This is a genomic window from Lysinibacillus sp. FSL P4-0201 (assembly GCF_038593425.1).
In the GTDB taxonomy this organism is placed as follows: domain Bacteria; phylum Bacillota; class Bacilli; order Bacillales_A; family Planococcaceae; genus Lysinibacillus; species Lysinibacillus capsici.
The window spans coordinates 1473654-1489650 of record NZ_CP151995.1; the positions used below are offsets into that span (position 1 = coordinate 1473654).

General features: G+C 37.4%; 15 protein-coding genes. 6 read left to right on the forward strand and 9 right to left on the reverse strand.

Annotated features, from left to right (window positions below; translation table 11 throughout):
* Window positions 1–31: 31 nt before the first annotated feature.
* The 3 genes from MKY76_RS07195 to MKY76_RS07205 all read right to left on the reverse strand — a co-directional run bounded on the left by MKY76_RS07195 (window position 32) and on the right by MKY76_RS07205 (window position 3284).
* Window positions 32–958 (reverse strand): TIGR03943 family protein, encoded by a 927-nt coding sequence (locus tag MKY76_RS07195; protein ID WP_257961455.1) that lies wholly within the window; start codon window positions 956–958, stop codon window positions 32–34.
* Window positions 959–969: 11 nt separating this feature from the next.
* Window positions 970–1968, reverse strand: coding sequence for a permease (locus MKY76_RS07200; RefSeq protein WP_342557598.1), 999 nt, complete (start codon window positions 1966–1968; stop codon window positions 970–972).
* A 134-nt stretch (window positions 1969–2102) separates the two neighbouring features.
* The gene (locus MKY76_RS07205; protein ID WP_305193364.1) at window positions 2103–3284 is read right to left on the reverse strand and encodes an AraC family transcriptional regulator; all 1182 of its coding nucleotides are present in this window, start codon (window positions 3282–3284) and stop codon (window positions 2103–2105) included.
* Window positions 3285–3448: 164 nt separating this feature from the next.
* Between MKY76_RS07205 and MKY76_RS07210 the strand changes: the two genes are divergently transcribed.
* Entirely contained in the window at window positions 3449–4207 is a 759-nt protein-coding gene (locus MKY76_RS07210) for a glucose 1-dehydrogenase (protein WP_054550678.1), read from the forward strand.
* A 59-nt stretch (window positions 4208–4266) separates the two neighbouring features.
* Here the strand turns inward: MKY76_RS07210 and MKY76_RS07215 are convergent, their stop codons facing one another.
* From MKY76_RS07215 to MKY76_RS07240, 6 genes are all read right to left on the reverse strand, one after another.
* Complete coding sequence (locus tag MKY76_RS07215; protein ID WP_342557599.1) at window positions 4267–5928, reverse strand: HAMP domain-containing methyl-accepting chemotaxis protein; 1662 nt, start codon at window positions 5926–5928, stop codon at window positions 4267–4269.
* Window positions 5925–6911: a BMP family ABC transporter substrate-binding protein gene (locus MKY76_RS07220; protein ID WP_115673461.1), complete on the reverse strand. Its 987-nt coding sequence runs from the start codon at window positions 6909–6911 to the stop codon at window positions 5925–5927. The genes MKY76_RS07215 and MKY76_RS07220 overlap by 4 nt, the downstream gene beginning before the upstream one ends.
* A gap of 252 nt (window positions 6912–7163) precedes the next feature.
* Window positions 7164–8432: a PTS ascorbate transporter subunit IIC gene (locus MKY76_RS07225; protein ID WP_342557600.1), complete on the reverse strand. Its 1269-nt coding sequence runs from the start codon at window positions 8430–8432 to the stop codon at window positions 7164–7166.
* 33 nt (window positions 8433–8465) lie between these two features.
* Window positions 8466–8729, reverse strand: a complete 264-nt coding sequence (locus tag MKY76_RS07230; protein WP_004232490.1) for a PTS sugar transporter subunit IIB — start codon at window positions 8727–8729, stop codon at window positions 8466–8468.
* Entirely contained in the window at window positions 8726–9184 is a 459-nt protein-coding gene (locus tag MKY76_RS07235) for a PTS sugar transporter subunit IIA (protein WP_054550682.1), read from the reverse strand. Before MKY76_RS07235 ends, MKY76_RS07230 begins: the two co-directional genes overlap by 4 nt.
* Window positions 9185–9245: 61 nt before the next feature.
* Complete coding sequence (locus MKY76_RS07240; protein WP_342557601.1) at window positions 9246–10157, reverse strand: LysR family transcriptional regulator; 912 nt, start codon at window positions 10155–10157, stop codon at window positions 9246–9248.
* Between the two features lie 138 nt (window positions 10158–10295).
* On the opposite strand from MKY76_RS07240, the gene MKY76_RS07245 reads away from it, so the two are divergent.
* Genes MKY76_RS07245 through MKY76_RS07265 form a run of 5 tightly spaced genes read left to right on the forward strand, consistent with a single transcriptional unit; the run spans window position 10296 to window position 15864 of the window.
* On the forward strand, window positions 10296–11261 hold the full coding sequence (locus MKY76_RS07245; protein WP_048389693.1) for an ABC transporter ATP-binding protein: 966 nt from the start codon (window positions 10296–10298) through the stop codon (window positions 11259–11261).
* Entirely contained in the window at window positions 11258–12283 is a 1026-nt protein-coding gene (locus MKY76_RS07250; protein WP_342557602.1) for an ABC transporter substrate-binding protein, read from the forward strand. The genes MKY76_RS07245 and MKY76_RS07250 overlap by 4 nt, the downstream gene beginning before the upstream one ends.
* Window positions 12284–12340: 57 nt before the next feature.
* A complete protein-coding gene (locus MKY76_RS07255; RefSeq protein ID WP_342557603.1) occupies window positions 12341–14002 on the forward strand; it encodes an iron ABC transporter permease in 1662 nt (553 codons plus the stop codon).
* Window positions 13995–15065 (forward strand): MBL fold metallo-hydrolase, encoded by a 1071-nt coding sequence (locus MKY76_RS07260; RefSeq protein WP_342557604.1) that lies wholly within the window; start codon window positions 13995–13997, stop codon window positions 15063–15065. The genes MKY76_RS07255 and MKY76_RS07260 overlap by 8 nt, the downstream gene beginning before the upstream one ends.
* A complete protein-coding gene (locus tag MKY76_RS07265) occupies window positions 15058–15864 on the forward strand; it encodes a hypothetical protein (RefSeq protein WP_342557605.1) in 807 nt (268 codons plus the stop codon). The genes MKY76_RS07260 and MKY76_RS07265 overlap by 8 nt, the downstream gene beginning before the upstream one ends.
* Window positions 15865–15997: the final 133 nt, after the last annotated feature.

Consider the following 15997-nt stretch of genomic DNA (forward strand, 5'->3'; position numbering starts at 1 on the left):
AGGGCAAGCCATAAGCTTTGCCCTTTTATTGCTAGAAACTCATTCGAATATTAATAGGATAAAGATAAGGTGATTCAGGTTGTTCGATTGTTACCCAATCATCAATATGGATAACAGGTAAGCTTGCACCTTCATATGTTGTTTGACTAATTGTACCGACCACTTCAATCCATGTATCTTCTGTGAGTGTAGGAGCGTCCGAAAACTCTGTCAGAAAGCCGACAATACTGGCATCGGCGACGCAATGCGTAATAAGAAATCTTGAAATCACTAGTTGCTTTTCTGTAAAATTTTTTTCTTTTAAAACAAAGCCCTTCAACTGTATTTTCTTCCCCAAATAGTTAGCCAAATTTTGATTAATTTCTTCATAATAAATCGTGTAGTCCTCATCGGTCATTTTTAGCATGGATTGTTGGGATAGCTGTTGCTTTAATTGCTCATATTGTTTTTTTGTCATTTCCTGTTTTTCCTCTGTCAGTCGGGGATCAGCTTCATGTTCATCATAGATGTTTTCATCAATCGTTTCATTTGAAGTGAGGTAATCCTCTATTTTAGATGATTGATTTTGCTGGGTGAGAATAAATGCACCACCTTTTTTATCAGCGATGGATGCATCTAAAATTTTTGCTGGCACGAAGAAGCCTGTCATTATTGGTGTCATGATAATGAGGTAGGCTATCATTTTTTTTCGGGTAAAGGCTGTGTGACCATGGTCGTGATGGGAGCAGCATGCTTGTCCCGTTTGATCACATGAATGGGGAACCTTTGAAAAAGATATAATTCTTGTCACTTGAACAAGAAATAGTATAAAAAATAAAATGGCGGCTGTTTTACTCAGCCCTTCATATTTAGGGTTGATAAATTTTGTTAGTTCTCCGGTCCAATGCAGGTTGGCAATCATAGCCGAAAAGGCGAGTAACATGAAGGCTCTTAGCGCTTGTTGAACGTGAAATTTCATGGTTTTCCCCCTTAGAGATATGCTGAAAGAATCCATATACTAATGTAGACAACTGTAGCCACTAAGGCGATTAACCAAAAAACAAAATTTAAACGAAATACGCTCATCAACATAATGGTATTTTTCAAATCGATCATAGGGCCAAAAATAAGAAAGGCCAGAATGGATGGAGTGGAGAAAATAGCACTAAAGGATGCGCCAATAAAGGCATCTGCCTCAGAGCAAAGTGACAGAATGAAGGCTAAGCCCATCATAACTAGAATGGAGGAGGGTTCACCTTCTCCAATGGCTACGAGTGTTTTGGTAGATATATAGGTTTGTACAAAGGCAGCTAAAAATGCCCCGATAATTAAGTATTTCCCCATATCAAAAAATTCATCGATGGCATGTTTGACCATATTTAATAATTTGGTGAAGAAGGATGTTTGTTGACTAGGGATTGTTAATGAGTAGGGCTGTAAAGAGCTCTTAAATTGGGAGCCTTTAAAAAATAAGCTGATAAGTAATGCTACTACAATAGCGATGACAAAGCCAACAAGCATTCGAAGGCTCGCTATTCTTAAATCATTTCCAAATGCCATATAAGTAGAAAGAATAACAACGGGATTAATAAGTGGACCAGTTAACATAAAGCCTATAGCTGCATGTATAGGTACGCCTTTGACAATCAATCTTCTAACAATCGGAACAATCCCACATTCACAGGCTGGAAATAATGCACCTACAAGACAACTCATGATAACTGCCATCACAGGGTTTCGAGGAATCCACCTTTGGATATGTTCCTCTGTTATAAAAATCTGTATAAAGCCAGCAATCAGTATTCCAATTAAGACAAATGGTAATGCTTCAATTAAAATACTTAAAAATATCGTATTTAAATTGAGTAGAGAGGAACTAAGGTCGTTTAGAGCTGAGACGTTGAATAACAGTAGTTGTAGCATGCCTAGGAATAAAATGAAGAGCAACCAAAAATTCAATACATATTTAGAAAAATGGAGACGTTCCACATAGACCTCCTTAAAGTGTAATGGTTACGTTTTAATTCAAGATATGACATAGATGATATTGTTAGTACTTCAAAAAAGGAAAGAGAAAGTAAAAATTGATTTCTACCATCTTTTTACTTTCCCTCTATATCGAATTATTTATGAGAATACTTAGTTCTATATTGTTTAGGGGTAATTCCCGTAAATTTTTTGAAAACTTTAATGAAATAGCTTTGATCTGTGAAATTAAGTAATGAACCGATGTCTAGGATTGGATAGTTGGTAAATGTTAAGAGTTTTTTCGCCTCATCAATCCTTTGCTGCTGAATATATTCACTAAAGGAAGTACCTACTTCCTTTTTAAATAAGGAGGAAAGATAATTGGGGCTTAGGTGGCAAATTGCTGAAAGTTGGTCGAGTGTTAGATCCCCATACAACTCATTTTCAATAAAATGGATACAGGTAGTAATGGGTCCAGAATACTTCATTGTATTTGCCTGTGATACACGGCTTGTATAGTCGTAAATAGCTTCCTCCATTAACGAAAGAATTTCGATTAAACTGTTTTGATCTTCTAGCTTTTGAATGTAAAAATCATTTAATGTAAAGGCTGTTTCTTCATTTAAACCACCCTCAATTGCTGCACGGCAAATAAGTGCAATGCCTGTAATCATCAAATATTGAACACTTCTTAAATTATTGCGTTTTGATAGTATTCCAAGTTCTGCTTGCTCAACAATGGAATAATTCAAAACTTCATTTAGTTTCTCTATACGCCCATTTTTCACATTGTCTAACAATATTTTTTCATAGTAAAGATTTGTATGAACAATATCATTTCTTCTTGCATAGGAGAGCTCAAGCGTAGTATTTTCCTCATGACGAATGAGAGGTCTTAATGCTTGGTTGTGATAAATGACAGCAGATTTATTTAATTTCTTTTGATAGATGGCGTAATACACAAATAAACTAATGGCTAAACTTTGTTGATAATGAAGAATAGGAATCAGCTCTTGATTAACACTTGTCTTTATGTCTTCCACTTCTGGAGAAAGGGAAGGGCCAACTACAATTGCACCTAAATATTGATCCTCTTGCTGCACATTAATATAGAAAAAATTAAACTCAGCATAAGAGAAAAAAATTGGATAGGCATTAGAATCTTTATGGTAAGGATATGTTTTCAACTGTTCCTTTAAAGAAATGTAAGATGGATTATTTGTTGATGAATAGTCAAAGATTATTTTTCCTAATGAATTAATATAAGTGACTGGAAGATGATGTGTTTCATAGATTAATTGGCTGATGTATTGAAGATCAATAGTGTTAATTTTCATGTTCCTACACTCCAGTTCGTAATAATTCTATTAAAATGAAAGCATTTACATTTTTATTGGATAGACATTGAGAAAGTACTATTTTGTGTAGAATAATACAATAAATAAAGGAGAAGTAGCAATAAAATAGACAGTGACTTTAAAATGTTAGGGAGGAATAGAAGATGGATCTTTTGAATAAAATTGCAGTTGTAACAGGCGCAGGAAGCGGAATTGGAAGAGCTAGCAGCTTGAAACTTGCTAGCAATGGTGCAAAAGTGGTGGTAGTGGATTTCAACAAAGAAACAGGGGAAGAAACAGTAAGCTTGATTAGAGAACAAGGCGGGGAAGGTATTTTCGTTCAGGCAGACGTTTCAAAAAGTGAAGACGTTCAGAAATATGTCAATACTGCTGTTGATACGTACGGACGTATTGATGTATTTTTCAATAATGCTGGGGTTATTCAGAAAATTTCTCCACTAACAGAGATTGAAGATGAAGAATATGACCGTATTATGTCAATCAATGTGAAGGGTGTATTCCTTGGCTTAAAATATGTTTTAAAAGTAATGGAGGGACAAGGAAGCGGTTCAATTATAAATACAGCTTCTACAGCAGGAGTTCGCAGTGAGCACAGTATGGCTGTCTATTCTGCAAGTAAGCATGCAGTAGTGGGTTTAACAAAATCAGCTTCTTTGGAGTATGTAAAAAAAGGTATTCGGATCAATGGTATCTGTCCAGGGGGAGTAGAAACGGCATTAACAAACAGTGTAACTGCGATGTTTGAAACAGGTGGCTATGTGCCAGAGGAGATTCCAAATATGAGAATGGGGCGCTATGCAAAACCAGAGGAATTAGCAGAAATGGTAGTATTCCTAGCATCGGACAAAGCAAGCTATATGACAGGCTCTATTGTGTTAGTAGATGGTGGTTTAACTTTATAATGAAAGAAGAAATCCAGTGAATCATATCACTGGATTTTTTGCGGTAATGAATCGAATCGCTATAGGGTGAATTTTTTGAGCTCATTCATCAACGTATTAGTCATAGCTTCAAGATCGTCTATCTTAGCACTAATTTTTTGGAAGGAAAGTAGCTGTTCTTGCGTTGATGCCGATATTTCTTCTGTGCCAGCAGCCGTTTCTTCTGTAATAGCAGAAATATTTTCAATGGTACTATTTACTTGCTGGCTCATTTCATTTGTTTGTGCCATTTCTCTTGTGAGGTTTTGTAAATTGCGATGGATATTTGTTATGTGCATGGTAATAACAGAGAATGATTGTTCTGTCTCTACCATGGATTGAGATTGCTCATTTGACAGCAGATAACCTCGTTCAGCCGTAGTAAGGATGTGCGTAATGCCATCTTGAATATGCGAGACCATTGAAGTGATTAAATTCGTAGCATTCTCCGTTTCAGAAGAGAGCTTTTTAACCTCCTCAGCAACAATGGCAAACCCTTTGCCTGCTTCTCCAGCTCTTGCAGCCTCGATAGCAGCATTTAGTGCTAATAAATTTGTTTGGCTAGCAATCGTATGGACAGCATTGGCTGCGCCTTCAATTTCCGAAGTGAATTGAGAAAATTGAGTTACAGCTTCCTTAATATCAAGTGATGTGGTTGATATATCCTTTGCAATGGAAGATTGTTTTTCTAATGAATATTGACCATTTTGAACAGCCTCCAGAGCTTGTTTACCAGTGTCAGCCGATTGCTCACTCGTACGCATAACATCCCTAAATTGATCTGCCATATTATTCATTTGGAGTGCCACTGATTGAATGTCTTCGGACATCGTATAGCTGCCTTTTGCTAATTCGTCGGTTGAGGTAGCGACTTGATTACTACTTTCATGAATATTGTTCATATGGCTCGTCACTTCTTGTGTAAACAAATTAACATCCTTTCCAATATTATCAATGGATTGTACAGTACTTTTTAAATTATTCATCATGTCTGCAAAGCTTTTTGTTAATTGATCAATCTCATATCGACTGTTTGCTTGATAGGAAAGGGTAGAAGTATCCATTGTTAAGTTTCCTGTTGCTGCAGCCTGTGCACAATCTACAATCTGATTAATGGGTTTGGTAATTCTTTTCGCAGCTACATAGGAATAAAGTATCGTAGCAATAATTAATAGCACACTACCTATGATGGTAGAGGTTGTAATGAAACCTATTTTTTGCTTCGTTACTTGGATCATTTCTTGATACCATTCGTTCGTTTCTTTTTTGAGCAAATACATATCGTTTAAAATTCCTTTAATTCTGATGGACTGCTTTTTAATTTCAGAGCGATTGTTTTCTTGAAACCCGCTTTCAGTCGCTTTTTCTAGATTTTCAAATTTACTAGCTATTTTTTCGACGATTGTCTGATGTTCAGGTATTCTCGTTAGGGAAGCTAATGCCTCTAAATTACTTTTTGTTTCTTGTAAAATAGCGAGCGCTTCGTTTTTATTGGCTTCACTATCCAGGTAGGTAAAATTATTTAAAGATTGGCTGGCAACAACTAAACTTTGCTCTAGTTCTTTCACTGCAAGTAAAAGTTTCGTATCATCCTGTGCTGTTGTTTGGATCGTGAATGTTTGTAGGATAATAAAACCAATCATAGCCATAGCCAATACGATTGGAATCAATGTGTTCATAAATAATTTCTTACGTAGTGTCACTGGTCATTCCTCTTTTCCGCAGTAACTTTTATCGTACCTGAAATAATGGCTTCTTTGGCTTTTTCGATAGCAGTCTGTTGCTCAGCTGTCAGTTGAATTACACGAATATCTGCTAGTCCCACACCCTGATCCGCTAAACCTAATGCAAAGGATTTTTCTGTAATTTTACCATTTTCTACTAATGTCTTAGCGAGTTGATAGACGGCTAGATCAACATTTTTAAGCATGGATGTGACAACTGTTTTTTCGGCAACAAAAAACTGATCGATATCAACACCTGCTGCATAGATCCCCATTTCCTCTGCCTTTTTTATCGCCCCAAAGCCAGTAAAGCCTGCTGCATGGTAAATAAAATCAACGTTATTTTTGATATATCTTTCTGCTATTGCTGCACCAGCCTGGGTATCGTCAAAGGTACCAGCATAGTCACTCATAATTTCAATCGATGGCTGTACATAACGTGCCCCTTCGATAAAACCATTTTCAAAGTGATGGATAACAGGAGCATCTGCTCCACCAATAAAGCCAACTTTTCCTGTTTTACTTGTCATAGCGGCAATCATGCCAACTAAAAAGCTACCTTCTTGTTCTTTAAAGGTAATCGAAATGATGTTGTTAATATCAGATTGCCCGTCAATCAGTATAAATTGCTGAGAGGGATTTTGTTTTGCAGTCTTTTCTAGTGCTTCTTGTACAGAGAACCCGAGACCAATGATGATATCATATTTTTCTGCTACAAGTTCATTCAGCTTTTCCTCGTATTTACCATCAGGAGCCTCTTTGTAATCAAACAAAATGCCTAGCTCATCGCGCGCTTTTTCTAAGCCTTTAAAAGCGGAATCATTAAATGATTCATCGCCTAGTCCTGCATCTGATAGTAAAATTCCTATCTTATATCCTTCAGTTGATGTTTCTGTCGGTGCTGAGGAACAGCCTGCTATCAACAGAGTGATCAAAAGAAAACTAGTGAATAATTTCTTCAAATTTTGTGTACCTCCTGTTGTGTATAAAATATATATCGGCAAAAACTTAATATTTTTAGTCTGATGTCAGACATCCGTGCAAAAAATTTTTAGGATGTCTAAGAATAATGAATCATTTCTATATACATAATAAGTTAATAATATAAAGCTAGATTACTAATAAAGTAATTGATTTATAAAGGTTTTCGTAGCACTTCTTGTATGTACAGCACTATAAAAGCCTAACGCAAATAGCGTCAGGCTTTATATGTTCTAAACAGCGCCGAATAATTTTAATAAATTAATAATAATAATGCCGATTACTCCAAAGTCTGAATCACCGAAGGTTGTGCCCTCATAGCCAATGTCTCCCATAAAGATAAGGAGTATGGCTGGAATAAAGCTAATTAATAAACCATTGGCAAAGGCTCCGGACATCGCACCAATTCTACCGCCAGTAGCATTTCCAAAGACACCCGCCGCAGCACCTGTGAAGAAATGTGGAACAAGACCTGGTACGATGACTTTTAGTCCGATGAAGGGGAGTATAAACATGGAAACCAGCCCTGCTATAAAACTAAAAATGAAACCAATAATAACGGCATTTGGTGCAAAAGGAAAGATGGTTGGACAATCAAGTGCTGGTTTTGTGTTTGGTACAAGTTTATCTGCAATGCCTTTGAAGGCTGGAATAATTTCAGCAATTAACATCCGTACACCTGCTAAAATAATATAAACACCCGCTGCAAATGTAATCGCTTGCATAATAGCGAAAATAATAAAATTTGAGCCAGCTGATAATTGTGACTCAATATAGGAAGGGCCAGCAAAAAGGGCAACAATTACAAAGAACACACACATTGTTAAAGAAACAGCAACTGAGGTATCTCGTAAAAAGCCTAATGCTTTCGGAACCTGTATATCTTCTGTGGATTTCATTTTATTACCAAAGAGCTTACCAATCTTTGCAGAAACATAATAGCCAACACTGCCAAAGTGACCAACAGCAAAGTCATTACTCCCTGTTATTTGTCGAACTGTCGGCTGTAAAATGGCAGGGAACACGACCATACAAAGTCCAAGAATGATAGACCCAACAAGAATAAGAGGTGTACCACTCATCCCTCCAACTGATAATGAAGCGGCGATTAAACAAGCCATAAATAATGTATGATGTCCAGTTAAAAAGATATATTTTAATGGCGTAAATCGCGCAAATAGTAGATTCATAATCATACCAAATACCATGATTAGTGCAGTAGCTGTACCAAAATTAGTCTGAGCAGCTGCCACGATGGCCTCATTGTTGGGAATGACTCCTTGTACTTGAAAGGCATGATCGAACATTTTACTAAAATGATCTAAAGAGCCAATTAAGACAGTGGCACCAGCTCCGAGGATGACAAAGCCCATTATCGTTTTTAATGTACCTGACAGAACAGTGGAACTTGATTTTTTTTGAATAAGTAAACCAATAAAAGCGAATAGGCCGACTAATATAGCTGGTGTTCCTAAAATGTCATGCATGATAACATCTAACATACCAACACCTCATCCTATCCAAATTTTTAATGCTTAAAGCAACGGTTCAAGCTTTTCTTTTATTTCTGAAATACTCATCATATTTACGATGCTCACAATGATTCCTTTGTCTTTCGCTAATTCATTCACGATATCTGCTGCCCCTAAATAAATATCTGCTTTCTCCGCCTTGGCAGACGCTAAATCTGTATGCGTTACCTCTGCATCTTTCCCCAATACTTCTAATGCTTTTTTAACATTCAATTCTAAAATAAAGCTACTTCCTAAACCGCTCCCACACACGACTAAAATTTTCATTCTGTTGACTCCTTTGTCGTATATTGTTTGATTTTCTCCCATATCATGTCCGCATGTTGACAGGCGATTAGGTCATCAATCTGATCGGGTTCTTGTAAGACTAATGCCAAATCAGCCAACACCTGTAGATGTGAAGCATTGTCAATGGCAGCTAGCACAATCAGTAGGTAGACAGGCTGATTAGGGCTGAAAAAAACAGGCTTTTGTAATCGTAGCAAGCTTATGGCTAGTTCAAGAACCCCATCAGATGGCCGTGCATGAGGAATGGCTACTTTGGGTGTGATGACAACGTAAGGACCATAGTGTTCAATAGATCGAATCATGGCTTCGACATAGCGCTGTTCAATTTTGTGTTGTTGTACTAATGGGCTAGCCGCTAAATGAATTGCTTCTTGCCATGATCGGACAAAGTTTGCAAGCTGTATACAATCTTTTGTCAACAGCTTGGTTAGCAAGGACAACCCTCCTTTCATAAAAATATCTTCCCATTCCATGTTATTACGACTGTATGTGGAATTATGTCATCGTAGAAGACATTTTTAATTGCTTTGCTATTTCATAAACCGACGTTTTGACAAATTCATCCATTTTATGATCTAAGCGCGTTTTCGGATAAATCAATTGAATTTTTCTATTTAGTGTTACATCATGTAGATCTTTCTTCAGCAGTACACCTGATTTTAATTCTTCTTCTATTAAGGAAACAGATAGAAACGCCAAGTTTTTGCCAAAGGTCAGCATCTTTTTAATCGTGCTCACAGAATCCAGCTCAATTGTGTAAATAGAAGGCTGAAATGGGTCCATCCACTTTTCAATGAAGTGATTCGTGGAGCTAGAGGATGTATGCAACAATAGCTTGTACTTAAGAATATCTTCTTTGGTGATGTCTTTTTGTGCTGCTAGCTCGTGTGATGGGCTGAATGCCAATACAAGTGCATCTTCACCGATTGTTTCGTAATGAAGTAAAGGATTTTCCTGCTTAGTCTCCATGATGAGCCCGAAATCTAATTCTTGTAGTGCTACCTTTTTTTCAATTTCAGGTGCTGTTTTTACTTCTAATGAAATGCGAATCTCAGGATAGGTCGTTGAAACTTGATGAATTAAATCTGGCATAAAAATATGGGCAGGTAAGCCACTCGCCCCAAGTCGTAATGAACCGATATGGCCTGCTAAAAGATTTTCAATAAAACGATCCATATCCTTTTGAAGTTGAACCATTTGACGAGCGAAATGATACACACCTTCGCCCGCTTCTGTTAAACGGTATCCTCCAGCATTTGTTCGAAATAAATGAATACCATATTCCTCCTCTATAGAGCGAATATGAAATGATACGGTGGGGGCTGTAATGCCAAGTGCTTTGGCGACAGGTGCTAATTTTTTTAATTCTACAAGTAAGCAAAATGCCTGTAATTTACTATTGTTCATTTTATCCTCCTAAAGGAAATTAGAAAAAATCTTGTATTTGCTTTAGTTTATTAGATTTTTTTTAACGTGTTATTAATAGTAGATTAATATTTTCTAAATATCTGGAATTTATAGTTGTAAGTAACGAGGAGGATACTTATGAAAATCTCATTAAAAAATATCGAGAAAAAATATGGGCAGTCTCAAGCATTGTGGCCGATTGATGTGGAGTTAGATCAGCAATTTATTACGATTCTCGGACAATCAGGCTGTGGCAAAACAACCTTATTAAAGTTGATAGCTGGCCTTGAACAGCCATCAAAAGGAGAAATACGATTTGATGACACCGTCATTTATTCTTCGGCGTCTCGTAAAAATGTCAAACCAAATAAGCGTAATATTGCTATGGTTTTTCAAGATTTTGCTCTATGGCCACATATGACCATCTTCCAAAATATTGCCTTTGGCTTAAAGGGCATTATTCCTAAATCAGCTATTCCTGAACGAGTCGAGCATGTGATGCGATTGGTAAAAATGCAAGGCTATGAGAAACGAAAGCCAGGTGAATTATCGGGTGGACAACAGCAGCGAGTGGCATTAGCTAGAGCTTTAGCGACCAAACCGCAATTAATTTTATTTGATGAACCTTTATCCGCTCTCGATGCTGTTTTAAGAGAGCAAATGCAAGATGAAATCATGCACCTCATTCATGAGCTTAATTGCCAAGCCATTTTCGTAACACATGATCAAACAGAGGCCATGACAATGTCTGATCAAATTATCGTTATGGAGGCAGGGAGGATTGCTCAAATTGGCTCGCCTGAGGAAATTTATCGTGCACCAGCAACGCCCTATGTGGCAGATTTTATTGGCAAAGTGAATTGGCTTCACAATCGACAATCAATTGTGCGACCTGAGGGTGTTTCGAGAATATCGCGTCCTGGTACGATTGCCAAACAAGCGCAGATTGTGAAAAGTACATTTGTTGGCGATCGTTATCTAGTACAAGCACAGGTAGAAGGACAGTATTGGAGCTTTTATGAGAAGCAGCCATTAGAGCATGGAAAAAGATTGCAAGTTTTTATTGATGAAAAACAAATCTATCAATTGGAGGGTTTACATTGAAGAAACGACATTTTAAATTATGGGCAACTGCTGGCATTTTATTGACCTTAGCATTAGCTGGCTGTGGTAATAAAGAGGCAAAAGAGACGAATGAAGCAAGTGCAAAGACACAGGAGGAGAAAGTTCTGACAGTGTATTCTGCTGGGCCAGATGGTTTAGCTGCAAATATTCAGCAAGCATTTGAAGAAAAAACAGGGATTAAAGTGGAAATGTTTCAAGGAACTACGGGTAAAATTCTCTCTCGTTTAGAAGCGGAAAAAAATAATCCTGTAGCTGACATTGTTGTACTTGCCTCTGTTGCCTCAATGGATGGGTTAAAAGCAACAGGTCAATTGCAAAGCTACGAAGCGGCTAAAAACAAGGACAAAATTAACAGTGATTGGTCGGATCAAGATGGATATTTTTATGGCTACAGTGCCTCTGCTTTAGGTATTGCCTATAATACGAAAAATACGACACAGGCGCCTACGGATTGGTCTGATTTAGCAAAAGCTGATTGGCAAAATAAAATGAATATACCAGATCCAAGTCTGTCAGGCTCTGCTGTTGATTTCTTATTTGGCTACACAGCAGCAGAAAAAACAGCTTGGAGCACGATTGATAGTTGGAAGAAAAATGGCTTACAAGTCAATGGTGCGAATAAAGAAGCCTTGGATGCGGTTATTACAGGCGAGAAAAATGCCACGATTGCAGGTGTAGACTATATGGCTTATAAAGCAAAAGCAGACGGTGAGCCAGTGGAAATTATCTATCCGACGAGTGGGACAGTAGTTAGTCCAAGAGCGGTAGGTATTTTAAAGGATGCGCAACATGTAGAATCTGCACAAGCCTATGTTGATTTTTTATTGTCAGATGAAGGGCAAAAGCTAGTAGCAGATGCTTACTTATTACCAGGGAATAAAGATATTGCTGTGAAAAATCGTGCAGCATTAGATGAAATTCCACAGTTAACAGTTGATTGGATGGGTGCGGAAGCGAAACAGCTGGAAGTACTAACAAAGTTTACGGATATATTTCGTTAAATAAAGGGAGGTTAATTTACCTCCTTCTAGTTTTCATAGAGAAGGGTTGAAATCGTCATGATAATGGAAGGAAGACGAGCTTTTGGATTTTTACTAACAATTGTCATCATATTTGCTATCGCTCCGTTGATGGCCATTTTATTTTATACCTTTATAAAAGAGGGACATGTTGATATTTCACAGTTTAGTCGAATGTTTGCACACGATAGAATATGGAAAACACTTGGAAACTCGATGGTTTTAGGGGTTTTCGTGATTATTGGGACAACAATTATCGCATTACCTATGGCTTTCATTCGCACGAAAACAAGTTTATCTCAATATGAATGGCTCGATATAGTGTTAACAATTCCATTTATGACACCTCCCTATATTGGTTCAATGGGCTGGATTTTGTTTATGCAGCACAATGGTTTTTTACAGCAGCTTATTCCAAGTGCTGCTAGGATGACAGATTCCTTCTTTTCCTTATTTGGCATGGTAGTGATCATGAGCCTACACCTGTTTCCATTTTTGTATTTAATGCTGAAAAATACATTGCTTCGCATAAATGGCTCATTTTTAGATGCAGCGCTGATTTTTGGGCGAAGTTCTTTGCAAAATTGGCTAAAAGTTGTGTTACCTCTTTTACTTTCGAGCTATGTTTTGGGAAGTCTCCTTATTTTTATTAAGACGCTTGCTGAATTTGGAACGCCAGCTACATTCGGCAGTCGGATTGGATTTCAAGTGTTTACAACCGAAATTCATGCCTATTTATCAAGATGGCCAGTTGATATTCGCATGGCAACCTCGCTATCCTTATTCTTATTGTCAGTTTGCTTAGTCATTTGGTATTTCCAAAATCTCATTGGACGCAAATATACATATGGTGTGCTATCAGGAAAAACACCTGCTAGACGTGAGATCAAGGACAAGTGGTATATAAAAACAGCTTCTTGGACTTTTGTAGGGCTTATTTTATTGCTATCTATCGGCATTCCTTATTTCTCTATTATCGTGACCTCTTTGCAAAAGGTACGGGGAGATGGTTTACAGGCAGGGAATTTCAGTTTGGCTTCTTATCAAGAGGTCTTCACTAGTGGAAGTGCAGGATTGACAGCATTTTTAAATAGCATTGTTTTTTCTATCATGACGGCCTTGATAACCGCCATAATAGGTTTATTCATCGCTCTTTATATTAAAAAAGGAGAAACCAGAAAGCAGCAAATATTAGACTTCTTTAGTTTAATGCCTAATATTATTCCGGGGATTGTCTTTGTTGTAGGTTTAATTATGTTTTGGAATGCTCCTTGGCTTCCCGCAACAATTTATAACACAAAGGCAATGGTAATAGTCACATACTGTGTACTGTTTTTACCTTATTCGGTGCAGTATATAAAGTCTTCTTTTTCACAATTGGATGCCTCTATTTTTCAATCAGCTGCTATTTTTGGACGTAGTAACATTGCGGTTTATCGTCGCATCATCCTACCACTTTTGATGCAGGGTATTTTTACAGGAATGATGATGACTTTTATTATTTCAATGCGAGAGCTTGTAGCTGGCCTTTTAATTTTGCCACCATCCGTAGAGACAGGGGCAACCTTTATCTATAGCCAATTTGAGCAAGGTAATGTAGGGGTTGGAATGGCAGTAGCTGTTATAACCGTCCTTATGACTGTTATTTTTATGTTCCTATTGGGTTGGCTGCAAAAACGAGGAGGGCAGGCCAATGCTTAGTGTTGAAATTTTAGGTGGTGTAGGCGAATATGGGCGCAATTGTTTTTATATAGAAAATCAGAGGCAGGCCATTTTATTGGATTGTGGCATTATGAAAAATACACAAAAAACGCCACCAAATATTACATTTAATCATATTGAAAAGCTAGCTGCTGTCTTTATTTCTCATTCGCATATTGATCATGTAGGGGCATTGCCAATACTACAGAACATGGGCTATACGGGACCGATACTAATGAGTCATACAACTGCTCAGCAGCTTCCACTGCTTATCCCACAAGTCAGAACTTTCTATCCAGATACGATTGGAAAATGGATAGAGGTCAATGAATATCTTGCCTTTCAATGGGGATATAGTGGGCATTTAATTGGAAGCGTGTGGTACAAAATTCGTTTTTTTGATGAAATGATTTTTTTCTCTGGTGATTATGTAGTCGATTCGTATTTATTAAAGGCGACCTTGCCAGAGGAGGATGGAACGGTTTATGATGTAGCGTTTATTGATAGTGGACATGCGGAAAAATGCATTCGAAATCTTGAGGTGTTACAGCAGATGGCTATGTATGTAAAGGCTCATCCCAATCATTCATTTATATTCCCCTCCTCTTTTTCGGGCAAAACAGTCGATATTATGACGTATCTTTCCGAACATACAACTCGAGCGATTAGGGTAGATGCCAAGCTACAACCTTTATTGGCGCATTATGATGAAGAACATGAAAATATTTGGCCAAATAAAGTGATGCTTTTAGAACGACTCAAGCAAAAACAGGACAGTCACCATGTACTGTATTTTGTCTCAGAGCAGGATGTGGCTCAAGTGGAGGAGCTTGCAATGGATTATCCGACGGCAATTTTTGTTCATACAGGCTATTCTCGTCATGCTTACAATCCAGCTAGCTTAAAGCATATCTCTGAGGAGTTCTTCTATAAAACACATCCAGACTATTGGGATTTAGTGGCACTGTCACAGAGACTTCGTGCACGACAAACGATCTATTTTCACAGTACACATACAAATTTAACAACAACATTTCCGAAGGAGGAATTAAAGCGTGACTAAACTAAAAAAATGGGCATTTTATCTGTGTGTTTTGGGCTTGATAATGATTAGTATGATGGGTGTGAATACAACACAAGCGAAAGCAGCCATTGAGCCAGGCCATGAAATTAAATTCAATATTAAACCTGAGATTTTTAATGAATCAACGATTGTCCAGGCTTTTCAAGCAACTAAAAAGGATAACGTAAAAGTTTATTTTTATGATACGTTTGACCAATTGTTTCTACGTCATGACTATATACACCGCTTACGTGTATATAAGGGTAGTAATAAAATGGATATAACCTACAAAAAGCGTTTTTTAAACACACCTTTAAGTGAAGCAATGGCAGAAACAATGAATCATGGTTTTACTGGTTCTGAGTCAAATTATAAGTTTGAGCTAGATATTAAGGGAGATCATCGTACATTTACGATAAGCCGAAAGGAATCTTTGAAGACTTCTGCTGAGGTCTCTTATGATTCAGTTGCTACAAATGTTGCAAAAAAACTCATTCTTGAAAATGCGCCAAAGAAAATTGTAAATTGGAACTCCGAAGCATGGTATAAAAATACGTTGTCTCAAGTTGTCGTATATGGGCCTGCTAATGCTACGACCTATAAAGGAAGCTTTTTAGGACATGAAGCGGATATAGAGGTATGGCAGTACAAAGGCGATATTATGGTTGAACTTTCTACGAAGGTAGATGATGCGGCTCAAGCAGCTACTATAGAAAAGCAATGGTATGAGCAACTATTATCCACTGGCTATCTAAGCGGGGATCAACGTGGTAAAACGGCATTTGTTATGGATAAATGAATAGGACGATAATGATTTCGCCTCATATAGAAATGAGGCGAAATTTTTCTTTGGCAACAGAGAGATTAAAAAAGTAGGTCCATGTTTGTTCTAACTTTGATAATTTCGCTTACACTTACTATAGGACGAACTT

Coding starts and splice junctions, on each gene's coding strand:
- MKY76_RS07225 (WP_342557600.1), bottom strand. CDS start 8,432: ATGTTAGATGTTATCATGCATGACATTTTAGGAACACCAGCTATATTA.
- MKY76_RS07230 (WP_004232490.1), bottom strand. CDS start 8,729: ATGAAAATTTTAGTCGTGTGTGGGAGCGGTTTAGGAAGTAGCTTTATT.
- MKY76_RS07245 (WP_048389693.1), top strand. CDS start 10,296: ATGAAAATCTCATTAAAAAATATCGAGAAAAAATATGGGCAGTCTCAA.
- MKY76_RS07255 (WP_342557603.1), top strand. CDS start 12,341: ATGATAATGGAAGGAAGACGAGCTTTTGGATTTTTACTAACAATTGTC.
- MKY76_RS07260 (WP_342557604.1), top strand. CDS start 13,995: ATGCTTAGTGTTGAAATTTTAGGTGGTGTAGGCGAATATGGGCGCAAT.
- MKY76_RS07205 (WP_305193364.1), bottom strand. CDS start 3,284: ATGAAAATTAACACTATTGATCTTCAATACATCAGCCAATTAATCTAT.
- MKY76_RS07195 (WP_257961455.1), bottom strand. CDS start 958: ATGAAATTTCACGTTCAACAAGCGCTAAGAGCCTTCATGTTACTCGCC.
- MKY76_RS07240 (WP_342557601.1), bottom strand. CDS start 10,157: ATGAACAATAGTAAATTACAGGCATTTTGCTTACTTGTAGAATTAAAA.
- MKY76_RS07210 (WP_054550678.1), top strand. CDS start 3,449: ATGGATCTTTTGAATAAAATTGCAGTTGTAACAGGCGCAGGAAGCGGA.